This window comes from Algibacter sp. AS12 (assembly GCF_046736315.1).
Taxonomy (GTDB): Bacteria; Bacteroidota; Bacteroidia; order Flavobacteriales; family Flavobacteriaceae; genus Algibacter_B; species Algibacter_B amylolyticus.
Map to the genome: position 1 here is coordinate 1,730,448 of NZ_CP151841.1, position 22,217 is coordinate 1,752,664.

Annotated in this window: 20 protein-coding genes; 16 read left to right on the forward strand and 4 right to left on the reverse strand. The window is 33.1% G+C overall.

What is annotated here, in order from left to right:
- The first annotated feature begins 1 nt into the window (after position 1).
- Complete coding sequence (locus tag AAFN75_RS07220) at positions 2–1,192, forward strand: DUF1501 domain-containing protein (protein WP_411808924.1); 1,191 nt, start codon at positions 2–4, stop codon at positions 1,190–1,192.
- Positions 1,193–1,661: 469 nt separating this feature from the next.
- Here AAFN75_RS07220 and AAFN75_RS07225 read toward each other — a convergent pair whose 3' ends face one another.
- The 3 genes from AAFN75_RS07225 to AAFN75_RS07235 all read right to left on the reverse strand — a co-directional run bounded on the left by AAFN75_RS07225 (position 1,662) and on the right by AAFN75_RS07235 (position 5,100).
- On the reverse strand, positions 1,662–2,795 hold the full coding sequence (locus AAFN75_RS07225; RefSeq protein WP_411808925.1) for an ATP-binding protein: 1,134 nt from the start codon (positions 2,793–2,795) through the stop codon (positions 1,662–1,664).
- Positions 2,796–2,883: 88 nt separating this feature from the next.
- Positions 2,884–4,116, reverse strand: a complete 1,233-nt coding sequence (locus AAFN75_RS07230; protein WP_411808926.1) for a cadherin repeat domain-containing protein — start codon at positions 4,114–4,116, stop codon at positions 2,884–2,886.
- A 234-nt stretch (positions 4,117–4,350) separates the two neighbouring features.
- Positions 4,351–5,100: an SDR family NAD(P)-dependent oxidoreductase gene (locus AAFN75_RS07235; protein ID WP_411808927.1), complete on the reverse strand. Its 750-nt coding sequence runs from the start codon at positions 5,098–5,100 to the stop codon at positions 4,351–4,353.
- Between the two features lie 251 nt (positions 5,101–5,351).
- On the opposite strand from AAFN75_RS07235, the gene AAFN75_RS07240 reads away from it, so the two are divergent.
- The 15 genes from AAFN75_RS07240 to AAFN75_RS07310 all read left to right on the forward strand — a co-directional run bounded on the left by AAFN75_RS07240 (position 5,352) and on the right by AAFN75_RS07310 (position 21,508).
- A complete protein-coding gene (locus tag AAFN75_RS07240; RefSeq protein ID WP_144115555.1) occupies positions 5,352–6,353 on the forward strand; it encodes an AAA family ATPase in 1,002 nt (333 codons plus the stop codon).
- Between the two features lie 113 nt (positions 6,354–6,466).
- Entirely contained in the window at positions 6,467–7,333 is an 867-nt protein-coding gene (locus AAFN75_RS07245; RefSeq protein ID WP_411808928.1) for a DUF58 domain-containing protein, read from the forward strand.
- Positions 7,334–7,349: 16 nt separating this feature from the next.
- Positions 7,350–9,008, forward strand: coding sequence for a hypothetical protein (locus AAFN75_RS07250; protein ID WP_411808929.1), 1,659 nt, complete (start codon positions 7,350–7,352; stop codon positions 9,006–9,008).
- Positions 9,008–10,012 (forward strand): vWA domain-containing protein, encoded by a 1,005-nt coding sequence (locus AAFN75_RS07255; RefSeq protein WP_411808930.1) that lies wholly within the window; start codon positions 9,008–9,010, stop codon positions 10,010–10,012. The genes AAFN75_RS07250 and AAFN75_RS07255 overlap by 1 nt, the downstream gene beginning before the upstream one ends.
- Before the next feature lie 30 nt (positions 10,013–10,042).
- Positions 10,043–11,080 carry a vWA domain-containing protein gene (locus AAFN75_RS07260; RefSeq protein WP_144114921.1) on the forward strand — a complete coding sequence of 346 codons (1,038 nt, stop codon included), beginning with the start codon at positions 10,043–10,045 and terminating at the stop codon, positions 11,078–11,080.
- A 100-nt stretch (positions 11,081–11,180) separates the two neighbouring features.
- A complete protein-coding gene (locus AAFN75_RS07265; RefSeq protein ID WP_411808931.1) occupies positions 11,181–12,050 on the forward strand; it encodes a tetratricopeptide repeat protein in 870 nt (289 codons plus the stop codon).
- A 122-nt stretch (positions 12,051–12,172) separates the two neighbouring features.
- Complete coding sequence (locus tag AAFN75_RS07270) at positions 12,173–13,945, forward strand: BatD family protein (protein ID WP_411808932.1); 1,773 nt, start codon at positions 12,173–12,175, stop codon at positions 13,943–13,945.
- A gap of 1 nt (position 13,946) precedes the next feature.
- A complete protein-coding gene (locus AAFN75_RS07275) occupies positions 13,947–14,705 on the forward strand; it encodes a tetratricopeptide repeat protein (RefSeq protein ID WP_411808933.1) in 759 nt (252 codons plus the stop codon).
- Positions 14,706–14,774: 69 nt separating this feature from the next.
- Positions 14,775–15,071: a hypothetical protein gene (locus AAFN75_RS07280; RefSeq protein ID WP_411808934.1), complete on the forward strand. Its 297-nt coding sequence runs from the start codon at positions 14,775–14,777 to the stop codon at positions 15,069–15,071.
- 92 nt (positions 15,072–15,163) lie between these two features.
- A complete protein-coding gene (locus AAFN75_RS07285) occupies positions 15,164–16,756 on the forward strand; it encodes a SulP family inorganic anion transporter (protein ID WP_411808935.1) in 1,593 nt (530 codons plus the stop codon).
- A 5-nt stretch (positions 16,757–16,761) separates the two neighbouring features.
- Positions 16,762–17,583, forward strand: coding sequence for a universal stress protein (locus AAFN75_RS07290; RefSeq protein ID WP_411808936.1), 822 nt, complete (start codon positions 16,762–16,764; stop codon positions 17,581–17,583).
- Between the two features lie 21 nt (positions 17,584–17,604).
- On the forward strand, positions 17,605–18,231 hold the full coding sequence (locus AAFN75_RS07295; RefSeq protein ID WP_411808937.1) for a carbonic anhydrase family protein: 627 nt from the start codon (positions 17,605–17,607) through the stop codon (positions 18,229–18,231).
- Positions 18,232–18,240: 9 nt separating this feature from the next.
- A complete protein-coding gene (locus AAFN75_RS07300) occupies positions 18,241–18,924 on the forward strand; it encodes a DUF2490 domain-containing protein (RefSeq protein WP_411808938.1) in 684 nt (227 codons plus the stop codon).
- A gap of 92 nt (positions 18,925–19,016) precedes the next feature.
- Positions 19,017–20,879 (forward strand): SulP family inorganic anion transporter, encoded by a 1,863-nt coding sequence (locus tag AAFN75_RS07305; protein ID WP_411808939.1) that lies wholly within the window; start codon positions 19,017–19,019, stop codon positions 20,877–20,879.
- Between the two features lie 2 nt (positions 20,880–20,881).
- Entirely contained in the window at positions 20,882–21,508 is a 627-nt protein-coding gene (locus AAFN75_RS07310; protein ID WP_144114931.1) for a carbonic anhydrase, read from the forward strand.
- Positions 21,509–21,556: 48 nt separating this feature from the next.
- Here the strand turns inward: AAFN75_RS07310 and AAFN75_RS07315 are convergent, their stop codons facing one another.
- A complete protein-coding gene (locus tag AAFN75_RS07315) occupies positions 21,557–22,081 on the reverse strand; it encodes a CvpA family protein (RefSeq protein ID WP_411808940.1) in 525 nt (174 codons plus the stop codon).
- Positions 22,082–22,217: the final 136 nt, after the last annotated feature.

Sequence of the window (22,217 nt, forward strand, 5' to 3'; positions counted from 1 at the left end):
TATGGACAGAAGAAAATTTTTAAAACAGTCGTCTTTAGCTAGTAGCCTATTTTTTGTTCCTAGTTTTGTAAGAGCGTTCGAGGAAGTTGCAAGTAGTAAATTGGGGTATAAGCGCTTAGTAATTATACAGCTATCGGGAGGTAACGATGGGCTAAATACTGTAATTCCTTATAGAAACGATGTGTATTACAAAGAGCGTCCTACACTAGGAATTGCAAAAAAAGATATCATAAAATTAAATGATGAGGTAGGTTTAAATTCTAGTTTAGGGCCATTAAAACGATTGTACAATAAGGGCTATTTATCTATCATTAATAATGTAGGATATCCAAACCCAATACGATCTCATTTTAGGTCTATGGATATTTGGCAAACCGCTACCGACTCCGATAAATATTCGCAAAGCGGATGGGTGGGCCGCTATTTAGATCATTATGGCAAACAACCACACAGCGCTATCGAGGTGGACGAAAGTTTATCCTTAGCTATGAAAGGCGAACAATTTAACGCCATTGCAACACAAGATGCGAAAGCTTTATATAATTTGTCTAAAGACCCGTATTTTAAAAACATTCATAACCATCAAAACGATGCACATTTAAGCGAGCACAATTTGGGCTATTTATACAAATCCATGATTGCTGCCGAGTCTTCTGCAAAGTATATCTTCGAAACCAGTAAAACCGTTACTAGTAAAAAAGAATATCCAAATAATAAATTTGGAAAACAGATGAAAACTACAGCACAATTCATTAATTCGCACCTAGACACCAAAGTGTTTTATGCTTCTTTAGGAGGTTTTGATACACACGTAAATCAATTAGATACCCAAAAACGATTATTAGGTAATTATGCAGATAGTGTAGAAGCTTTTGTGGAAGATTTAAAAGATAATAACACCTTTAAAGACACCTTAATTTTAACCTTTTCGGAATTTGGGAGGCGTGTAAAACAAAATGCTAGTATTGGTACAGATCATGGTACAGCAAACAATGTATTTATAATTGGTGAAAACCTAAAGAAACAAGGGTTATATAATAATATGGCGAGTTTAAGTAATTTAGACGATAACGGCGATTTAAAATTCGAAATAGATTTCAGAACCATTTACGCCACCGTGTTAGATAAATGGCTAGAAGTAGATAATAAAAAAGTGCTCAATAAAACCTTCAGTCAGTTGGATTTTATTTAAAACTCATTTCAATTTTTAATGGCGTACCACAAGAGTCTGGCTTGAAGCCTGTCTTATGCATAGACGAAAGGTTCCAAGTCCTCGCTTTCCCGATTTCCATCGGAATCGCTGTGGGCTATCCACTACAATCCCTAACGCGGGCAAATCTGCAAAAGGCAGTTATTAAATAATTTATTGGAAATTTAAACACAACAATTTTCCTCCTAATAAAGACGTATTGAGTGCGGTGTATTCAATATCATCCTAAATAAACTATGGGTTTTCAAGGAAAGTTTAGGCGTAAAAAAAACCTTGAACCTATCTTAACGATTTGGAGCACAAGGTTTAATTAAATGATTAATAGCATGACAAATATATAAAAACCAACCGTATAATTGTTATTTTAATGTTAATAAAACGGAAAGCTATTTGAATTAAAAGCAGAATAGAAACTTTTAACTGTTGTTACTAAATTTAATAACGGTAAGGATTAGCTGTATTTAACTTTCCTTAAAATTCTTAAAGTTTCTTTATAAAGATTGTAATATTCCTTATTATAAGCTTTTAAGTAAGGCTTAGCTTCGTGGAGTTTATCAATAGCTTCATGAAATAAATTTAAGTAACAAATAAGATAAGTTGAAGGCAAGTTTTTTAAATCTAAATCTTCTCTTGTTGTTAGTTTTTGTCCTTTTTTTAACTTTTCTAATATTGCATTGTTTGTATTGTAAACATGATGCAAATCTTTTTTATTAAACTGCGGGGGTTCAAAAAGCAAATGGGTGTCAATAGAATAACTGGCATTATCTTCAAACTTAATAATAGTCTCTTCTAAGGGGTAGTATTTATCCGAATTTTGAAGTCCTAGATTTACGTATTCAATGATATTAAAACTATCATCCCTAATAGATATAGAAACTTGATCTAAAACAGAAAAAAACAAACGTACTTGTTCGTTTATTAATTCGATATCGACTCTAGAGTGGAAAATATTTTCTTTTACTTTTTTTTTATGTCCTGCCCAACATACTACAAAATACTCTTTAAATACTTTGTATTGAGCATTATAGTCTTTACGGCTATTCATAAAATGGAAAACACTATTTAAAGTGTGCTCTATATTGTTTTGCGCATGGTTTTCAATAGCTTCAACTATTTTAGAATTTACATCCTTAATTTCAATATCAAATACCTTAGGCATACTCATACTGCCATCTCTAAAAAATACCGAGCCACCATAGTATTTCCAAATATTTTTTCTCAGTGATGTTATTTTTCCGGTAGGTCTTATAGTAACTAAGCCAACTACTTTATCGTCTGGTAAGTGTGGAAACGGAATATTCTCATATTGTACAATCGGCGGATGACTTAAGTAAGCATTAATGAGGTTTTGTATTTTGCTATCATCAAAAAAATCGACACCAATAATTTTGTTATCCTCATCTTCAACACCAATAACTATAAACGAGTTGTTTTTAGGGTTACTGTTAGAAAGGGCACAGACATGCTTTAAAAACTTAGCTTTTCCTTCTTTATGGCTAATATCAACTTTTCGCTTTTTATCATAAAAGCTATTCTCGTCGTTATGAGCAAGTAAGTGTTTTATGAGTAGGCGTTTGTTAATCATTTAAAAATGGTCGGGTTTTCTTTTCCACGAAAGTGATGGTCTTTAATTATAGTAATTTTAGTTTTTTAAAAATTTATCTTTTTCGTGGCTACCATTGTTTTTGGGTTGTGCTTAAGCCTTGATATAAAACAACTTGATTAACTGAGTTAGGTAAGGTGTTAACATCACCCGGTCCTGTAGCCACATTTCGCTCTACAACATTTTTGTATTTAAGGCTGTTGTTAGAGTAAAGTCCTAAATAACCCACATCGGTTGTTGGTGTATTGCTTCCTTTTAAAACAAAATAATTATTAGTGTTAGCTTCGTTAGCTGGTAAATCACTGCCTAGATCTGTAAAACCATCTGAAACACTTGTGCTAGATAATTTTACTTTGTTTATTGTGCTAACGGCATGGTTGTTCGTTTTAAAAGCGAAAACATAACTGTTAGTAGGCATTGTTGAGCCATTATTGTTAGCGCAAGTAAATGATGTAGGTGCGTTTAGGTTAGAGGTTTGGTAAGCTATATAATCATCATCGGAAGTTGCTGCTTTAGTAACGGCATTTAATTTATTAGCTAGTGCATTATATTCTGCTTCTTCAATAATAATCCATGTGCCATCAGCAGCGGCTAAATAATCTGCTTGAGAGGTTGTTAAAAAAGATGCGATATCATCTAGGTTGTTAAGGTTAATTGTTGCGGTAGCGCTTGCTGTATCAATTGCATCAATAATAGAAATTGAGGCGCTTATTATTGGGTTGGTTTCAAAATCAAAGGCTATTGGGTCTGCTACCGATAACTCACCTGTAATTGGGTTAATTTTTAATGCTCCATCAGGTGTTTGAGAGCTTATAGTAAAACTTAAAGTTTTAGTACTTGTGGCTTGAATAGTTGCAATAACAGCATCTGTTATTGGGTTTTCATCAAAGTTAGTAACTAGGTTTTCAACGATTATTGTGTCATCAAGATCATTAATGTTAATTGTTACTATGGCAGTTGCTGAATCGTTTTTGTCGCTAATCGATATTACAGCATTTATTATCTGATTAGTTTCAAAATCAAAAACCGCAGTATCTGCTACTGATAACTCACCTGTACTAGAATTAATTTTTAATGCTCCAGCAGGTGTTTGAGAACTAATGCTAAAGCTTAATGTATAATTACTTGTTGCTTGAATTGTGCCTATACTAGCATTTATAGTTGGGTTTTCATCAAAGTTAGTAACTAGGTTTTCAACGATTATTTTATTGCTGGCACTAGAGTCATCGTCGCTGCCACAGGAATATGTAAATAATAAAATTATTAAAACAAAAAAGCTTGAAGGTTTTAGACTATTTTTCATAATTAAGAATTTATTGAGCACTATGTTTAGTATAATTAAATGTGTTTAATAACGAATACTTTAGTTTAAACTCTATATGTTAGAAAAGGAGCAAATATTTAGTTTTAATTTATAGGTTAAGGCATGGTAAAGTTATAATAATAAGTATAATATATCTAATGTTAGTTTATAGAATTAGATAGGTTTTTTATCTTTTAAAGGTTTAGACGCTTGATTAAAGTGTTTTTTTTACTGCTATTCCTTTTTTACCGTAGTAGAATTGGCCTGGGCTGTTGGAAACACCAATAAATCTGCAATATTAACATGTGGTGGTCTTGAAACAGCAAAATAAATAATCTCTGCAATGTCTTTTGCTTGTAAGGCTTTAAAACCTGTGTAAACATTATCTGCAACCGCATCGCCTTTAAAGCGTACTTTGGAAAATTCGGTTTCTACCAAGCCAGGATTAATGGCTCCTACTTTAATCCCAAACGGGTTTAAATCAATACGCATACCTTCAGTAATAGCTAAAACAGCGTGTTTACTAGCGCAGTACACATTACCTTTTGGGTATACTTCTTTACCAGCCGATGATCCAATATTTATAATTTGTCCGGATTTTCGCTCCGTCATTTGTGGAATTATAGCTTTGCTAACGTATAGCAAACCTTTAACATTAATATCCATCATGGCGTCCCAATCGTCTATACTTCCTGTTTGTATAGGGTCTAAACCATGAGCGTTACCCGCGTTGTTTATTAAAATATCAATAGTTTTAAAATCTTTCGGAAGGTTTTCAATAGCTTTAAAGGTTGCATCCTTATCACGAACATCAAAATTTATAATATGAACATCGGTTAATCGTGCTAATGCTTTCTGAATGGTTTTTAGGCGTTGTAAGCGTCTGCCACAAAGCACCAAGTTAATGCCTTGCTTTGCAAATTCATAAGCGGTGGCTTCTCCAATTCCGCTTGTAGCTCCAGTAATTAGTGCTGTTTTTTTCATGTAATGCGTTATTTATTTAAACCCTAAAAATACTTAAAAGCCATTATAAAATAGAAGCTTTTTAATATATATAAGTTAGGATGCTTTAACTATTTAAGATAAACTTATAATAATTAATTGTTAAATGGTGTAAACATTGGGTTTCCATAAAATTTTTAACCATTTTTTAACATGGTATCATCAAAAATTTTAACACTTTGCAAACCGAAAATAACTACTGTATTTTTGGATTTATAATAAAACAAAAAATGATGGAAGAAACCAGTACAATTGATATTAAGTCAATTAACGAGAAAATTGAAAAAGAAAGTGCTTTTGTTGATTTACTGATGCTAGAAATGAATAAAGTCATCGTAGGTCAAAAACACATGGTAGAACGTTTGTTAATTGGTTTACTGGGGCAAGGGCATATTTTGCTTGAAGGTGTTCCGGGTTTAGCAAAAACTTTAGCAATTAATACTTTGGCACAGGCTGTAGATGGTAGCTTTAGTAGAATACAGTTTACTCCAGATTTATTACCTGCAGATGTTACAGGAACATTAATCTACAACATGAAGGTTAATGACTTTTCAATTAAAAAAGGACCGATATTTGCAAATTTCGTATTAGCAGATGAGATAAATAGAGCGCCAGCAAAAGTGCAATCGGCACTTTTAGAAGCCATGCAAGAAAAGCAGGTAACTATTGGCGATGAAACTTTCAAACTGGATAAGCCATTTTTAGTAATGGCAACTATGAATCCGGTTGAGCAGGAAGGAACTTATCCTTTACCGGAAGCACAGGTGGATCGTTTTATGCTAAAAACAGTTATTGATTATCCAAAAATTGACGAAGAGCAATTAATTATGCGTGCCAATTTAAAAGGGGCTTGGGAGAAGGTAAACCCAGTAGTGTCTATAGCACAGATTCTTAGAGCGCAAGACGCTGTTCGAGAGGTTTATATGGATGAAAAAATAGAAAAATATATTTTAGATATTATTTTTGCTACACGTTATCCAGAAAAATTTAGACTTCCAGATTTAAAACCGTTAATTTCATTTGGTGCATCGCCTCGTGGTAGTATAAACTTAGCTACAGCGGCAAAATGTTACGCATTTATTAAGCGTCGTGGTTATGTAATTCCAGAAGATGTTCGTGCTGTAGTTTATGATGTGTTAAGACACAGAATTGGAATTACTTATGAAGCCGAGGCAGAAAATATTACTTCAATAGATATTATAAACAAAATAGTAAACGAAATAGAGGTACCATAAATGAGTTTCCAGTATTCAGTTTCAGTGAGCAGTTGCTCGCTCAACTGAATACTAAAAAAACTTAACGGTTTATTGATAACTGATTACTGCGACTGAAAACTGTTTACTGAAAGATGGATACTAAAGATTTACTAAAAAAAGTACGAAAAATTGAGATTAAGACACGCCGTTTGTCTGATCATATTTTTGGAGGAGAATACCATTCCACCTTCAAAGGTCGTGGTATGACTTTTAGTGAGGTGCGTCAGTATCAATTTGGCGATGATGTCAGAAATATAGACTGGAATGTTACCGCACGTTATAACGAACCTTACGTAAAAGTTTTTGAAGAAGAACGCGAACTTACCATGATGCTTATGGTAGATGTTTCGGGGTCTGAGCTGTTTGGTACAAACCAGCAATTTAAAAACGAGGTGGTTACCGAAATTGCTGCAACTTTAGCATTTTCGGCAACACAGAATAACGATAAAATAGGACTTATTTTATTTTCAGATAAAGTAGAGCTTTATATTCCGCCTAAAAAAGGACGATCGCATGTACTACGTATTATTCGGGAGCTTATAGAGTTTAAGCCAGAAAGTAAGCTTACAAATTTTGCCGAGGCTTTAAAGTTTTTGCAAAACGTCATGAAAAAGAAAGCCATTGTATTTGTGCTTTCAGATTTTATTGCAGACGATTATAAGCAAACCATGAAAATTGTTTCTGGAAAACACGATGTTACAGGTATTCGGGTTTATGATAAACGAGAAGAAGAAATTCCAAATTTAGGTATAGTACAAATGCAAGATGAGGAAACTGGCGAACTCATGCTAGTAAATACATCTTCAAAAAAAGTACGAATTAATTACGGGAAGTTCTACAACCAAAAAGTAACGTATTACAAGGATAGCTTTACAAAATCTGGTGCAGGCGCTATAGATTGTCGTGTAGACGAAAGTTATGTAAAAAAGCTTTTAGGCTATTTTAAAAGAAGAGGATAAAAAAGATTTACAATTTATGAATAACGATTTACGATATATGAATAGAAAACACACCGTCATCGGGCTTCCGTCTACGGTCTTTTTTTCTATATTCTTTATTCTGTTTTCTCTTATTTCATCAGGTCAAGTTTCATCAACCATCGATTCTACTTCAATCAAAATTGGTGAGCAAATTACGTATTACGTTCAAGTTGAAGCAGATTCTACCGCTTTAGTGGTTTTTCCAGAAGGGCAAACCTTTTCGCCTTTAGAGATGATTGAATCCTATGAAATTGATACGCTAAAGAAAAGCGATAAATACAACCTAATTAAAAAATACGGATTAACCCAATTTGATTCTGGGTCTTACACCATTCCAAGGCAAAAAATAATTATTGGCGATAAAACCTTTTTTACTGATTCGTTAAGGATTGAGGTTAATAATGTTTTGGTAGACACCACACAAGGTTTATACGACATTAAACCCATTATTGCTGTAGAAAAAAGCGGGAGCGATTGGTGGAAGTATCTATTGTTTATCTCGCTAATTATAGGTGCATTAGCGTTTCTGTTATATTGGTTTATTTGGCGAAAAAAGCCGTTAACGGAAGATGAAAAAATAGCATTATTACCACCTTATGATAGAGCAAAATTGGCAATTCGTAAGTTGGATGAAAGCACGTATTTAGAAAATCAAAATTTAAAGGATTATTACTCAGAGTTAACCTTTATTATTAGAAAATATCTTGACGAAAAAGTATACGACAAAGCTTTAGAAAGTACCACCGACGAGCTAGTTACAAGATTAAAAATACTAAAACAAGGCAATCAAGTCGATTTAAGTAAAGATGATATCAAGAATATAGAAGACATCTTAAAACGTGCCGATTTAGTAAAATTTGCAAAATCTGCTCCAGATATCGAATTGGCTAAAATTGATAGAGATACCATAGATGTAGAAATTGATCATGTAAAAGAAGCATTGCCAGAACCTACCGAGGAAGAAAAGCTATTAGACGAAAAATATAGAGAAGAGCAAGAACGCAAAAAGAAACGTAGAAAGATTTGGCTTACAGTAGGTATTAGTGTGTTTTTATTACTTGCAACCTTAACAGGGTTGTCTTTAAAATACGGATTCGATTTAGTAAAAGATACCATAATTGGTCATGATAGTAAGGAGCTTTTAGAGGGTGATTGGGTGCGCAGTGAGTACGGTTTTCCTCCAATTACCATCTCTACACCTAAGGTTTTAAAACGAAGCACGCCAGAATTGCCAGAAGAAATGGCGCAACAAATAGAATTAACCCAATTTAGCTACGGAAGCTTAATTGATAAATTTCAAATACAAGTTGCCACAACAAACATTAAAAATTTAGGCGAGAATAAAATTAATTTGGAGCAGGCTATGGAAGGCACCTTAAAAGTGTTTGAAAACGCTGGAGCACAAAATATAATTACTAAAAACGAAAAGTTTGTAACACCAAATGGTGCCGAAGGATTAAAGGTTTATGGCACTATGGATTCGCCTGTTTTAGGAACCGATAAACTTGAAAAAGGTAAATATGTTATTTTAGGATTTACCGCAGAAAGCGTGGTGCAACAAGTCATGCTTTTTTATAAAGAACAAGATGTTTATGCCGAACAAATGGTAGATCGTATTTTAAATTCAGTCGAACTTAAACCTGCGGAAGAATAATGTTAGAAGGTATTGAATTTGTAAATAAAGAATTTTTCTGGTTGCTGTTAGTAATTCCATTGGTTGTACTATGGTACATTTTAAAAAATAAAAAACAAACAGCCGAACTTAAAATATCAAGTTTAAAAGGTTTTAAAGTAACCAGTTCTTGGTTGCCAAAACTTAGGCATTTGTTGTTTGGATTACGTTTATTAGCATTAGCGCTTTTAATTATGGCACTAGCTAGACCACAATCGGTAGATGTGTCTACCAAAACAAAAACCACCAGAGGTATAGATATCGTTATGGCTATTGATGTTTCGGCAAGTATGCTGGCTAAAGATTTATCGCCAAATAGATTAGAAGCCTTAAAAAAAGTAGCTTCCGAGTTTATTAAAGGTAGACCAAATGATAGAATAGGTTTGGTTGAGTACGCTGGCGAGAGTTATACCAAAACACCAATTACTAGCGATAAGTCTATTGTATTACGTTCGCTTAAAAGCATTAAATACAATAATATTATTGAAGGCGGAACTGCCATAGGCATGGGTTTAGCTACTTCGGTAAATAGATTAAAGGATAGCAAAGCATCAAGTAAAGTTATTATTTTATTAACCGATGGAGTAAACAACTCTGGGTTTATAGATCCAAAAATTGCAAGTGAGTTGGCTGTCGAGTATGGTATTAAGACATACACCATAGGTTTAGGAACCAATGGAATGGCATTATCGCCAGTGGCTATTTTACCAAACGGTAATTTTCAATACGGTAGAATTCAAGTTGAAATTGATGAAGAATTACTTAAAGAAATCGCTGAGGTTACAGGTGGTAAATATTTTAGAGCTACCAATAATAAAAAGCTTGAAGAGATTTACGAAGAAATAAATAAGCTAGAAAAAACAGAAATCGAAGAGTTTAAATATTATAATTACGAAGAAAAATTTAGACCATTAGTAATTTTAGCAGGCTTGTTTTTGCTTATGGAATTACTATTACGTTACACCGTTTTTAGAAGTTTTGTCTAAACAATTAAACAAATAACGACTATACAGTTTATGTTTCAATTAGAAGAAAAAATATGGTTTTGGACATTAGGAGTTATTCCGGTAATAATCCTGCTCTTTTTGGTGCTTCAATTTTGGAGGTATAGAACACAGAAAAAGTTTGCTGATGCCGCATTACTTAAGCGATTAAGCCCGAATAGGTCTGTTTTTAAATCCGTTTTAAAAATCATCGTGTTAAGTTTAGCATTTTTATGTTTAACCATTGCTTTGGTAAACCCTAAAATTGGTACAAAACTAGAAACGGTTAAGCGAGAAGGTGTCGATATTGTGTTTGCAGTCGATGTTTCCAAAAGTATGTTGGCAGAAGATATTGCTCCAAACCGATTAGAAAAATCCAAACAATTAGTTACTCAAATTATAAATAATTTGGCAAGTGACCGTGTGGGTATTATTGCCTATGCTGGAAAAGCGTTTCCGCAACTACCAATTACAACAGATTATGCATCGGCTAAAATGTTTTTACAAAGCATGAATACCGATATGCTATCTTCGCAAGGTACCGCCATAAACGAAGCTATTAAATTGGCTAAAACTTATTTTGATAACGAGGAGCAAACCAATCGTGTACTTATAATAATTTCCGATGGCGAGGACCATAGCGAACAAGCAGCTGTGGTTGCAGAAGAAGCTAGCGAAGAAGGTATTAGAATTTTCACCATTGGTGTTGGCGATGTAAAAGGAGGACCAATTCCAGAAAAGAGAAACGGTGTTGTTTTAAGTTATAAAAAGGATAGTCAAGGCGAAACTGTAATTACAAAACTAAACGAAGAAACGTTAGAAAATATAGCATCAGAAGCTAACGGTGTTTACATTAATGGTAAAAACACAAACGATGTGGTTGAGAAGATTCGTGAGATATTAAACACCATGGATAAAACGGAGTTTGAAGCTAAAGAATTTGCGGATTTTAAAGATCAGTTTCAATGGTTTTTAGGTTTCGGAATTTTCTTTTTATTATTAGATGTTTTATTATTAGAAAGAAAAACAGGCTGGTTAAAGAAGTTGAATTTATTTAATGAAAATTTTTAATCTCCGCGAAAGCGTGAATCTTATTAATTGAAGCAGTACTATTTTTTATAATTTTTTTAACGCCAAAAACACCTAAGATTCTATAATTTAGAAATAAAAAATGAAGCATATAATTCTTATCTTAATAACATTAACTTCGATTTTTTCTTTTTCGCAAGAAGAAAATGAAGCCTTGCTATTGGCTGCAAAAAAGGCTAATAATTTTGTTTATGAAGGCAATGAGCTAATTGATAGTGAAGATTTTGTTTCGGCAGAAATGGCTTATCGTAAAGCAATTTCCGAACAACCAACAGGAGCTACAGGAGCTTATAATTTAGGCACATCTTATTTTAAAAGTGGTAATTTTAATGAAGCCTTATATCGATTGGAACAAGCTGTAAAAACAGCAGATACAAAGGTAGAGAAGCATAAAGCATTTCATAACATTGGTAACGTTTTAATGCAAAATGAAAAATGTAAGGAAGCTGTTGAGGCTTATAAAAATGCATTGAGAAACGACCCTACCGATAATGAAACCCGTTACAATTTAGGTGTTGCAAAAGTTTGTGCAGAACAGCAGCAGCAGCAGCAAGAGGACCAGAATAAGGACGATAAGGAAGATAAGGATAACAAAGACGAGAAGCAGGACGAGAATAAAGAGAACCAAGACCAAAAGGAAAACCAGGATAATAAAGATAAAGAGGGCGAAGATAAAGAGGATAAAAAGGACGAGGGCGACGACGACAAAAAAGAAGGTGAAGACGAGAAAGATGAAGATGGTAAGCCAAAGGATGAAAAGGAAGATAAAGGCAATGAAGGAGACAAGGAGAAGGAAGAAGATAAAAAACCACAACAGCAACCGGGACAATTATCGCCTCAGCAAATTAAAAGTTTGTTAGAAGCTATGAATAATCAAGAACAAAAAGTTCAAGAAAAAATGAATTCCGAAAAACAAAAAGGAGTTAAAATTAAAACCGATAAAGATTGGTAAGTTTGAGTTCGAAACTCGAACTTTTCAGAGAGGTTTTAAAGACTTGGTAGGTGTTAAAAGGAATAAATAAAAATCATTTTGTCATGCAAAAGGCATAGCCTAAGCATCTCAAATTAATACTAATGAAAATTATAAAACAATTATACATATTACTCATATTGGTTTCAACACTTGCTTCAGCACAAGTAAAGTTTGAAGCGAAGCCTAGTAAAACCAAATTAGGGATTAACGAGCGCTTGCGTATTGATTTTGAAATGAATCAAGATGGCGATAACTTTAATCCGCCAGATTTTAATGGATTTACCGTTGTAGGTGGCCCAAACCAATCGGTAAGTAATTCGTGGATAAATGGTAAAAGATCATTTAAAAAAACATACTCTTATTTTTTAGCGCCTAAAAAACGCGGAAATTTTACAATTTCTCAAGCTACTATAACTATTGAGGGTGAAACCTTTAAAACAACACCTTTAAAAATAGAGGTTACGGCCGCAGTAGATATCCCTAAGGATCCTAACGATCCTAATTATTTAGCTTCAGAAAACATACATTTAGTTGCCGAAATATCTAAAACAAACCCATACCTTAACGAGGCTATTACGGTAGTGTATAAACTTTATGTGTCGCCTAAAATAGCGGTTGATAATTGGAACGAAATCGATTCGCCTAGGTATAACGATTTTTGGAGTCAGAATATAAATACGCAAGGTCAAAAAGTTCAAAACGGAACGTATAAGGGCGAAGATTATCGCTATTTAGTGTTAAGAAAAACGGTTCTATATCCCCAAAAAACAGGAAAGTTAAATATAGAGCCTTTAACCTTAGATCTTTCTATGCGTGTGCCTTCAAACAGGCGCGATATTTTTGGTAGTTTATTAATGACTCGTGTTAACCGAACCGTTTCGGCTGGTAACCAAACCATTAATGTAAAAGGCTTGCCAGAAGAAGGTAAGCCGGCAGATTTTACAGGTGCTGTTGGCGATTTTAAACTTAATGTATCTTCTTCTAAAACAGAATTAGACGCTACAGAGTCCTTGCTGTTAAACGTAAAAGTGTCTGGTAACGGAAATTTAAAACTATTTAAGCTTCCTAAAATATCGTTACCGAGCTCGTTAGAAGTTTACGAGCCAGAGCATAAAGAGGATGTTACTACTAACTTATCGGGTATGCAAGGTAGTATTTCAGATAGTTATACGGTGGTGCCCCAGTTTAAAGGTAAATACCCTATACCAAGTATTTCATTTTCCTATTTCGATTTAAAATCCAAGAGTTATAAAAGGCTAACATCCAACGAAATTGTTATTAATGTCTTAAATGGTCCATCAAACAATGTTGTAGCATCTAATGCTAATCAGGCGGCCAATAGTAATAAACAGGCTGTAGTTTTAAATAACGATCAGTTTGCATTTATAAAAACAAAAACTAACTTTTCGGCTGTAAAGCCAAAACACTTTTTTAAGACTAGCACGTTTTGGAGCCTACTTCTTTTACCATTTTTAGCAATTCCGTTGGCTATATTAATTCGTAAAAAGAAGGCAACACGAGATGCCGATGTATCTGGTAATAAAATTAGAAAAGCCAATAAGCTTGCTCGTAAATATTTAAGCAATGCTAAAAAGGCTTTAGGTAAAAAAGAAGCATTTTATATTGCCTTAGAAAAAGCATTACATAATTATTTAAAAGCAAAGTTGCAGATTGAAACTAACGAACTTAGTAAGGATAAAATTAAGAGTTTATTGGCTGGAAAAGGTGTGGAAGAAACTGTTATTAAAGATTTTGAAGGGATTTTAGAAAGTTGTGAGTTAGCCCGATATACACCAATTGATATTGTGACTATGCAAGAAGATTATGATAAGGCAGCAAAAACTATTTCATTAATCGATAAACAAGCACGTTAATATGAAAAAGATATTATACATACTATCGTTTTTGTTGAGTTTTGGAATTTTTGCACAAAACCAGACACTATTCGAAAAGGCAAATAATTTATACAACCAAGGCAAATACGCCGAAGCTATAGATAATTATAGTATGATTTTAGACACCAAAAAGCATTCGGCAGAGGTGTACTTTAATTTGGCAAATGCGCATTATAAACTCAATAATATTGCGCCAAGTATATTTTATTTTGAAAAAGCATTACAATTAAAACCAAATGATGCAGATATAAAAAATAATATAGCTTTTGCTAGAAATATGACTATCGATGCTATTGATGTGGTTCCAGATGCAGGGTTTTCAAAATTGTTAAATACAACAACCAATAAAATGTCGTTTGATGCCTGGGCAAAAGCATCAGTGGTTTTAGTATTTTGTTTTGTAGTATTGTTTTTAGTCTATTATTTTGCGTATTCTACTCTAAATAAGCGTTTAGCATTTATTGGTAGTGTAGCGGCATTAATATTTGTTTTTATAACATTGGCTTTTGCTTTTCATAAGTTTAATTTAGAAAAAAGAGATAATCCTGCTATTATTTTTGCGCAAGAAAGTAAAGTAAAAAGTGATCCAAACCCAAGAAGTGAAGAGTCTTTTAGACTACACGAAGGAACTAAAGTTCAGGTTGTTGAAGCTTATAACGGCTGGAATAAAATAGAACTTTCTGATGGTAAAACAGGATGGGTAAACTCTGAAGATTTAAAGCTGTTAAAGGCGCCATAAGTTTAGTTTTAATGAAAATTTAACACTATTACGAGGTATATGTGTTATCTTTGCACTTTATTTTTTTTGATGAAAAAACAAATTACAGCAATATTCTTCTTGGTTTTATTTTTGGGTCTCATAGCAGCTCCAACTGTAATTGTTGTTTTAGACGATTCTGTTGATACATCAATATTTTATTCTTTAGCTGAAGAAGAAGAAAGTGGTAAGGCAAAAAATATGTTGTCTCCTTTTTCTCTTCAAAGCCATGATTTTTTAAGTAGTGTTGAGTTTAAAGATCTTCAGAAGTTTGGGTATTATTTTAAAAATTATCCTAAACCGCATCTCAATTTAATTTCTCCACCACCCGATTTTTACATAATATAATTTCGTTTACAGACCTGTATTTCTTAGGTCTTATAATTAAGTTTAATCGCTTTTGGTTTTAAAACATTTAACCAAAAGGAAAATTATTATGTATGTTTAAAAGTATTAAGAACGACTTGCCAGCGAGTATAGTTGTGTTTTTTGTTGCATTACCATTATGTTTAGGTATTGCATTGGCCAGTGGAGCGCCATTATTTTCGGGAGTAATTGCAGGTATTATTGGAGGTGTTGTTGTTGGAAGCTTAAGTGGTTCTAAATTAGGTGTTAGTGGTCCTGCTGCAGGTTTGGCAGCTATTGTGTTAACCGCTATTGTTAGCCTAGGTAGTTACGAGAATTTTTTAGTAGCTGTAGTTTTAGCGGGTATTATTCAAATAATTTTTGGTGTTTTAAAAGCAGGTGTTATTGGTTATTATTTCCCATCGTCTGTAATTAAAGGAATGTTAACCGGTATTGGGATTATTATAATCTTAAAGCAAATACCTCACTTTTTCGGGTATGATGCCGAGGCAGAAGGTGCCGATAGTTTTGTAGAAAGCACCGGTGAAAACACGTTTTCTGCCCTATTAAATATTTCCGATCATCTTATTTTAGGCTCACTTATTATAGGACTTATTGGTTTAGGTATTATTTTGTTTTGGGATAAAGTATTGTCGAAAAAAGCTAAGATCTTCCAAATTATCCAAGGGCCTTTTGTAGCTGTTGTAGTGGGTGTTGTTTATTTTTCGCTAACTCAAGATAGCGACACATTAAATATTGCATCATCTCACCTAGTAAGTGTTCCAATTCCAGAAGATTTCGATTCTTTTCTAGGGCAATTTAGTTTTCCAAATTTCGCATCTATAATTAATCCAGACGTTTGGATTGTAGCATTTACAATTGCTTTAGTAGCTAGTTTAGAGACTTTATTAAGTGTTGAGGCTACCGATAAGTTAGATCCGCATAAAAACGTTACACCAACCAACCGCGAGTTATTAGCACAAGGTACTGGTAATATCGTTTCTGGTTTAGTAGGAGGTTTACCAATTACACAGGTAATTGTTAGGAGTTCTGCTAATATTCAATCAGGAGGAGCTTCTAAAATGTCTACTATTATACACGGTTTCTTATTGTTAATATCAGTTGTGGTTATTCCTAAATTATTAAACATGATTCCGTTGTCTGTGCTGGCTGCAATTTTACTTGTAGTTGGTTATAAATTAGCGAAACCAGGTTTGTTTGTTAAAATGTATAAAATGGGATGGAAACAATTTGTTCCGTTTGTAGTAACTGTTTTAGGTATCGTGTTTATCGATTTACTTTGGGGTATTGGATTAGGTCTTGCTGTTGGTATTGTTGTAATACTTTTAAAAAGTTACCAAAACTCACACTTTCTTCATATAGAAGATAAAAGTAATGGTAAGCATAAAATAAAAATGACTTTAGCCGAAGAGGTAACTTTCTTTAATAAAGGTGCTATACTTAAAGAGTTGGATAGTTTACCAATAGATACATATTTAGAAATTGACTTAATTAAAACTAGATTTTTAGATAATGATATTATTGAAATTTTAGAAGATTTTCTTTTTAAAGCTGAAGAAAGAAACATTGATATAAAACTTGTTTCTAAACGTGGTGTTGTGGAAAACCCTTCAAGTTTTATTAGATTTTTTAATGAAAGACCAAAATCAAGTTTAAGCTTAAGTTAAGACATATGAAAGCAAAAAAATATAAAATATTGGTTCTTTCAGATTTAAAGAAGCATACCAATAGCACTATAAAAAGTGCTGTTGGTTTAGCAAAAATGATAGATGCAGAAGTTGACGTATTTCACGTAAAAAAACCAACCGATGTTGTGGCTAGCGATAGTCAATTGTCTGCCATTAGAACTATAAATCAGGAATTAAATCAATTTAAAAATAAAATTGAGAAGCTTATAAATCCATTTATTGAAAGTTATAACATAGCTATAACTTCTAATTATGGTTTAGGTAATATAAAGTCTGAAATTGAAGCTTATATTAGTGCTACTAAGCCAGATGTTATTGTATTGGGTAAACGAAATACTAAGATTTTAAAATTGGCAGGCGATCATGTTACAGATTTCGTTTTAAAAACACACAACGGACCAGTGTTAATAGTTTCTAATAAAAACGGGATAGCTCCAGAAACCGATTTGCATATTGGTTTACTTAATGGGCAATCTCAAGTTTTTAATCAACATTTTAATGGTAACTTGTTTGAAAATACAAAAGCACCTTTAAAATCTTTTAATATTGTAAATAGTGTAAATTCAGGATATAAATTAGGAGATAAGCCTAATGAAAATACTATCGATTTTGTGTTTGAAAAAAACGATAATACTATTAAAAATATAGATCAGTATTTAGATAAAAACAAGGTTAACTTATTATTAATAAACCGCTCTATTAAAAAAGGAACCACGGCCAATAATGAGTCTGAAATAAAACAAATAATCAATAATGTAAACGTGTCGTTGTTTATAACTAGCAATACTCAAAAACAAGCCGTTTAAAAATTAATAAAACAATATATTATGAAAGCACATACAAGAGAAACGCAGTCTACAATGACGCCAGCAAAAGCAATTCAATTCTTAAAAGAAGGGAACCAAAGATTTCAAAATAATTTAAAAGCAAATAGAAACCTTTTAGAGCAAGTTAACGATACTAGCGATGGGCAATTTCCTTTCGCAACTATTTTAAGTTGCATTGATTCTAGAGTTTCTGCCGAATTGGTTTTCGATCAAGGTTTAGGCGATGTTTTTAGTGTTCGTATTGCAGGAAACTTTGTAAACGAAGATATTTTAGGAAGCATGGAATTTGCATGTAAACTTGCAGGAACAAAAGTAATTGTAGTATTAGGTCATACAAGTTGTGGTGCTGTTAAAGGCGCTTGCGATGATGCTAAACTAGGAAATTTAACTGCTATGTTAAGTAAAATTAAGCCTGCGGTAACTGCTGTTTCAGAGCCTGCTGATGCTAGTTTAAGAAATTCTAAAAATTTAGATTTTGTTGATAGCGTTTCTAAAAAGAACGTAGAGTTAACAATTGATAGAATACATGCTGAAAGCTCTGTATTATCAGAAATGGAAAAGAATGGAGAGATAACAATTGTTGGTGCTATGTATGATATTAATACAGGAGCAGTAAACTTTTACTAAAAGCCTTTTATGATATTTAGGAGCTTAAAAAAAAATATAGTTTTGGTAGCATTTGCAGTATTGTTTGTGCTACCAAATTTTGTTGTTGCACAAGAAAGCGATTTTGGAAATTGGCTAATTTATATTGGTAACAAAAAGCTAGATTCTAAATGGAATATCCATAACGAAATACAATACAGAAACTATAATGCTGTTGGCGATTTAGAACAATTGCTTTTACGAACAGGTTTAGGATATACCTTTAACGAAAGTAAAAATAATATTTTGCTAGGCTACGGATATATTTTATCAGAAAATTATATTAATGATACTGATGAAAAAATTTCTGTTAATGAGCATAGAATTTTTCAGCAATTTACATCCAAACAAAGTGTAGGAAGAGTAAAATTAAATCACCGCTATCGTTTCGAGCAGCGTTTTGTGGAGGATGATTTTAAAATGAGATTCAGGTATTTTTTAGGTTTAAGCATTCCGTTAACGGTTCAGGCAGAAAACCTTACTAAGTTATATTTTTCTGCTTATAACGAGATATTTTTAAACACAAAGTCATCTGTTTTCGACAGAAACAGGGTTTATGGAGGTCTAGGCTATCATCTCAATAAAAACATACGGATTGAAGCTGGTTATATGAACCAGTTCTTTGAAACTTTGGGTAGAGATCAATTTAATATTATAACCTTTGTTAATTTTTAAAAGGGTAATTTTAAAAAAATCAATGCTTTAAGTATTGATTTTTTTTTTGAATAAAGAAGAGTTAACTTAGTTATCTAAACAACAAACTAGACATGAAAAATATTTTTTCTAACATAAAAGGAGATGCCTTTGGCGGAATAACCGCGGGTATTGTAGCATTGCCATTGGCATTAGCTTTTGGAGTTTCATCTGGCTTAGGTCCCACTGCAGGACTATACGGAGCCATTTTTATAAGTTTCTTTGCTGCACTTTTTGGAGGGACAAGTACTCAAATTTCTGGGCCTACTGCACCAATGACTGCTGTAAGTATGGTAGTTATTGCAGGTATTATTGCAACAAATGATGGCGATGTTAATAAAGCCCTACCAGTTATTCTAACAGTATTTTTAATTGCTGGTTTAATGCAAGTTGGTTTAGGAGTTTTAGGCTTAGGAAAATACATTAGGTATATTCCGTATCCAGTAGTTTCTGGATTCATGACAGCTATTGGTGTAATTATCCTATTAACTCAAATTTTACCTTCGTTGGGTTACTATCCAAAGGAAGATATTGAGTTTGTTAATACCTTTAAGCCACAAGCCGAAGAGGTTATTTTAGAAAATATTTTAAAAGAAGAAGCGGGCGAAGGTATTTTGGTTCTTGAGAATTTTAAAGAAACCATTAATCGTGCCAATGAAATTTCGCAAGAAGCCATTTTAAAAGAATCTCAAACCTTAGCAGCAAAAGAAGCTTCGGGAGCATTAGGAGCTGTAAAAGCAATACCTAAAGCGCTTCAAAACATTAACTGGCTAGAGTTAATTTTAGCCCTAGGAACCATATTTATAATTTATGGTTTTAAGCGCATCACAAAAGCGGTACCAAGTACCTTGGTGGCTTTAATAGTCATGTCGGGAATTGCCGTTGGTTTCGGTTTAAATTACAGGCCTATTGAAGAAATCCCTAGCGGATTACCTATTCCTAATTTAGAGATTTTTACAAATTTTAATTTAGCTAGTGTTACACCATATATCTTTACGGCTTTAACCTTAGCGCTTTTAGGTGCTATTGATTCCTTACTTACTAGTGTGGTTGCAGATAATATGACGAAAACCAAACACAAACCAAATAAAGAATTAGTTGGTCAAGGTATTGGTAATAGTATTGCAGCAGTGTTTGGAGGTCTTCCAGGAGCAGGTGCAACTATTAGAACTGTTGTTAATATTACCTCTGGCGGAAAAACAAAGTTATCGGGAATGATAGCGGGTGTTATGTTATTAATAATCCTTTTAGGATTAGGACCAATAGCATCTCAAATTCCAGCAGCTGTATTGGCAGGTATATTAATTACTGTAGGCATTGGGGTTATGGATTATAAAGGCTTAAAAGCCATTCCTGCTTTACCTAAGGATATGAAAATAGGGCCTTTTAAAATGAGTTCGGAAGTATTAATAATGCTTGTAGTTTTATTACTATCAACATTCTGGAATTTAGTTTATGCAGTAGGAATAGGATTAGTTATAGCATCTTTAATGTTCATGAAAAAGATTGGAGATTTAACCGCAGAACGTTCAGACGTTAAAGCCCTTAAAGAGGAAGCTTGGGATGATGAAATAGGATTTCCTGCAAATTTAAAAGAAGAAGTATTTGTTAAACACCTAAAAGGGCCATTGTTTTTTGGTTCTACAAGCGATTTTCAAGCGCTAACACAACAAATTCCAAACACAGCAAAAACCGTTGTTTTAAGGTTAGGGCGTATGCAGTATATGGACCAATCTGGACTATATGCTATGGAAGATATGCTTCAGGAGTTAAATAAAAATAAAGTACAAGTCTTGTTTGTTGGTTTATTAAAACAACCAAAGTATATGATGGAGCGTATCGATATTATTCCTGATATGGTTCCAAAAGAGCATATCTTCAGTAATTTTAAAGATTGTATGACTTGGATAAAGCAAAACGTTAAAGACGAAGTTTAAATATGGATCTAAATAAAGTTTTTAAAAACAACGAAGCTTGGATTAAAAAGCAATTGGAAACCTCCGAAAGCTATTTTGAAGATCTTGGCAAAGGTCAAACTCCAGAGTTATTATACATTGGTTGTAGTGATAGTCGTGTAACTGCCGAGGATTTAATGGGTTTAGGTCCAGGTGAAGCCTTTGTACATAGAAATATTGCAAATATGGTATCCGGAATAGACTTAAACGCCATGAGTGTGGTCGAATATGCGGTGTCTCATTTAAAAGTAAATCATGTGGTAGTTTGTGGTCATTACGGCTGTGGTGGTGTAAAAGCCGCGATGCAATCGGCAGATTTAGGCGTACTAAATGGCTGGTTACGTAATATTCGCGATGTATATAGAATTCATAAAGTAGAATTAAGTTCTATTACCGATGAAGAAAAAAAATATGAAAGACTCGTAGAGCTTAATGTAAAAGAACAATGCGTTAATCTAATTAAAACCGCAGCAGTGCAAAAAGCATACAGAGATAGAGATTTACAAGTACACGGTTGGGTTTTCGATATTCATACAGGAAAACTAATCGATTTAAAAATAGATTTCGAAAAGTATTTACATGATATTATGGAAATCTACCATCTAGATTAATTCAATACATTTAATAATAAAAAAAGCTACTTTAAAAGGTGGCTTTTTTTATGCCTCCTGCTCTAAAGTATCATCTTTCTCTAGGTCTTCTTTCGGCGTTAAAATATTTGGGAAAATCATCGGCACCAAGCCTTTTACCGGCTTGTAAAGTATGGTGCTATCAATGTTTTCTTCATCCACAAACGTTATGGTGCTATTCATTTTATCAAAAACGTTCAAAATAACACTTAAAATTAAAGCTATTTTTAAGGCTCCAAAAATCCCGCCAGCCAATTTGTTTATTATGCCTAATGCGGCAAAATCGGCTAGTTTAGTAAGTGCTTTTCCAGCTAGTCCAATAGCTAAAACAATAATTATAAAAGTTATGGCAAAGGCCACAATATTAATGGTTTTTTCTTCCCATGCTGTTTTAGTTTGTAAAAATTCGGCAGCAAAGTTGCTAAAGTGTATTGCGCCATAAACACCGGCAACTAATGCAATTAAAGAGGCTACTTCAACAAAAAGTCCCTTCATAAAACCACGAACAAGACCAAATAAAATTAATGCACCTAAAACAATATCAATAACACCCATATTTAAAGTAATTTAAAGCAAATATAAAATAATACTAACACTTAGGTTTATTAACTTTGCAGCTTTAAAATTAGTGAAACTAATATTTTCAAGCATGTATTGCTAAGCAAATATGTTTTAGTTGCACTAATCCCGA

What these genes read in the sequence shown, in the direction of transcription:
- AAFN75_RS07220 (WP_411808924.1), top strand. Translation starts at nt 2, where the DNA reads ATGGACAGAAGAAAATTTTTAAAACAGTCGTCTTTAGCTAGTAGCCTA.
- AAFN75_RS07225 (WP_411808925.1), bottom strand. Translation starts at nt 2,795, where the DNA reads ATGATTAACAAACGCCTACTCATAAAACACTTACTTGCTCATAACGAC.
- AAFN75_RS07230 (WP_411808926.1), bottom strand. Translation starts at nt 4,116, where the DNA reads ATGAAAAATAGTCTAAAACCTTCAAGCTTTTTTGTTTTAATAATTTTA.
- AAFN75_RS07235 (WP_411808927.1), bottom strand. Translation starts at nt 5,100, where the DNA reads ATGAAAAAAACAGCACTAATTACTGGAGCTACAAGCGGAATTGGAGAA.
- AAFN75_RS07240 (WP_144115555.1), top strand. Translation starts at nt 5,352, where the DNA reads ATGGAAGAAACCAGTACAATTGATATTAAGTCAATTAACGAGAAAATT.
- AAFN75_RS07245 (WP_411808928.1), top strand. Translation starts at nt 6,467, where the DNA reads ATGGATACTAAAGATTTACTAAAAAAAGTACGAAAAATTGAGATTAAG.
- AAFN75_RS07250 (WP_411808929.1), top strand. Translation starts at nt 7,350, where the DNA reads ATGAATAACGATTTACGATATATGAATAGAAAACACACCGTCATCGGG.
- AAFN75_RS07255 (WP_411808930.1), top strand. Translation starts at nt 9,008, where the DNA reads ATGTTAGAAGGTATTGAATTTGTAAATAAAGAATTTTTCTGGTTGCTG.
- AAFN75_RS07260 (WP_144114921.1), top strand. Translation starts at nt 10,043, where the DNA reads ATGTTTCAATTAGAAGAAAAAATATGGTTTTGGACATTAGGAGTTATT.
- AAFN75_RS07265 (WP_411808931.1), top strand. Translation starts at nt 11,181, where the DNA reads ATGAAGCATATAATTCTTATCTTAATAACATTAACTTCGATTTTTTCT.
- AAFN75_RS07270 (WP_411808932.1), top strand. Translation starts at nt 12,173, where the DNA reads ATGAAAATTATAAAACAATTATACATATTACTCATATTGGTTTCAACA.
- AAFN75_RS07275 (WP_411808933.1), top strand. Translation starts at nt 13,947, where the DNA reads ATGAAAAAGATATTATACATACTATCGTTTTTGTTGAGTTTTGGAATT.
- AAFN75_RS07280 (WP_411808934.1), top strand. Translation starts at nt 14,775, where the DNA reads ATGAAAAAACAAATTACAGCAATATTCTTCTTGGTTTTATTTTTGGGT.
- AAFN75_RS07285 (WP_411808935.1), top strand. Translation starts at nt 15,164, where the DNA reads ATGTTTAAAAGTATTAAGAACGACTTGCCAGCGAGTATAGTTGTGTTT.
- AAFN75_RS07290 (WP_411808936.1), top strand. Translation starts at nt 16,762, where the DNA reads ATGAAAGCAAAAAAATATAAAATATTGGTTCTTTCAGATTTAAAGAAG.
- AAFN75_RS07295 (WP_411808937.1), top strand. Translation starts at nt 17,605, where the DNA reads ATGAAAGCACATACAAGAGAAACGCAGTCTACAATGACGCCAGCAAAA.
- AAFN75_RS07300 (WP_411808938.1), top strand. Translation starts at nt 18,241, where the DNA reads ATGATATTTAGGAGCTTAAAAAAAAATATAGTTTTGGTAGCATTTGCA.
- AAFN75_RS07305 (WP_411808939.1), top strand. Translation starts at nt 19,017, where the DNA reads ATGAAAAATATTTTTTCTAACATAAAAGGAGATGCCTTTGGCGGAATA.
- AAFN75_RS07310 (WP_144114931.1), top strand. Translation starts at nt 20,882, where the DNA reads ATGGATCTAAATAAAGTTTTTAAAAACAACGAAGCTTGGATTAAAAAG.
- AAFN75_RS07315 (WP_411808940.1), bottom strand. Translation starts at nt 22,081, where the DNA reads ATGGGTGTTATTGATATTGTTTTAGGTGCATTAATTTTATTTGGTCTT.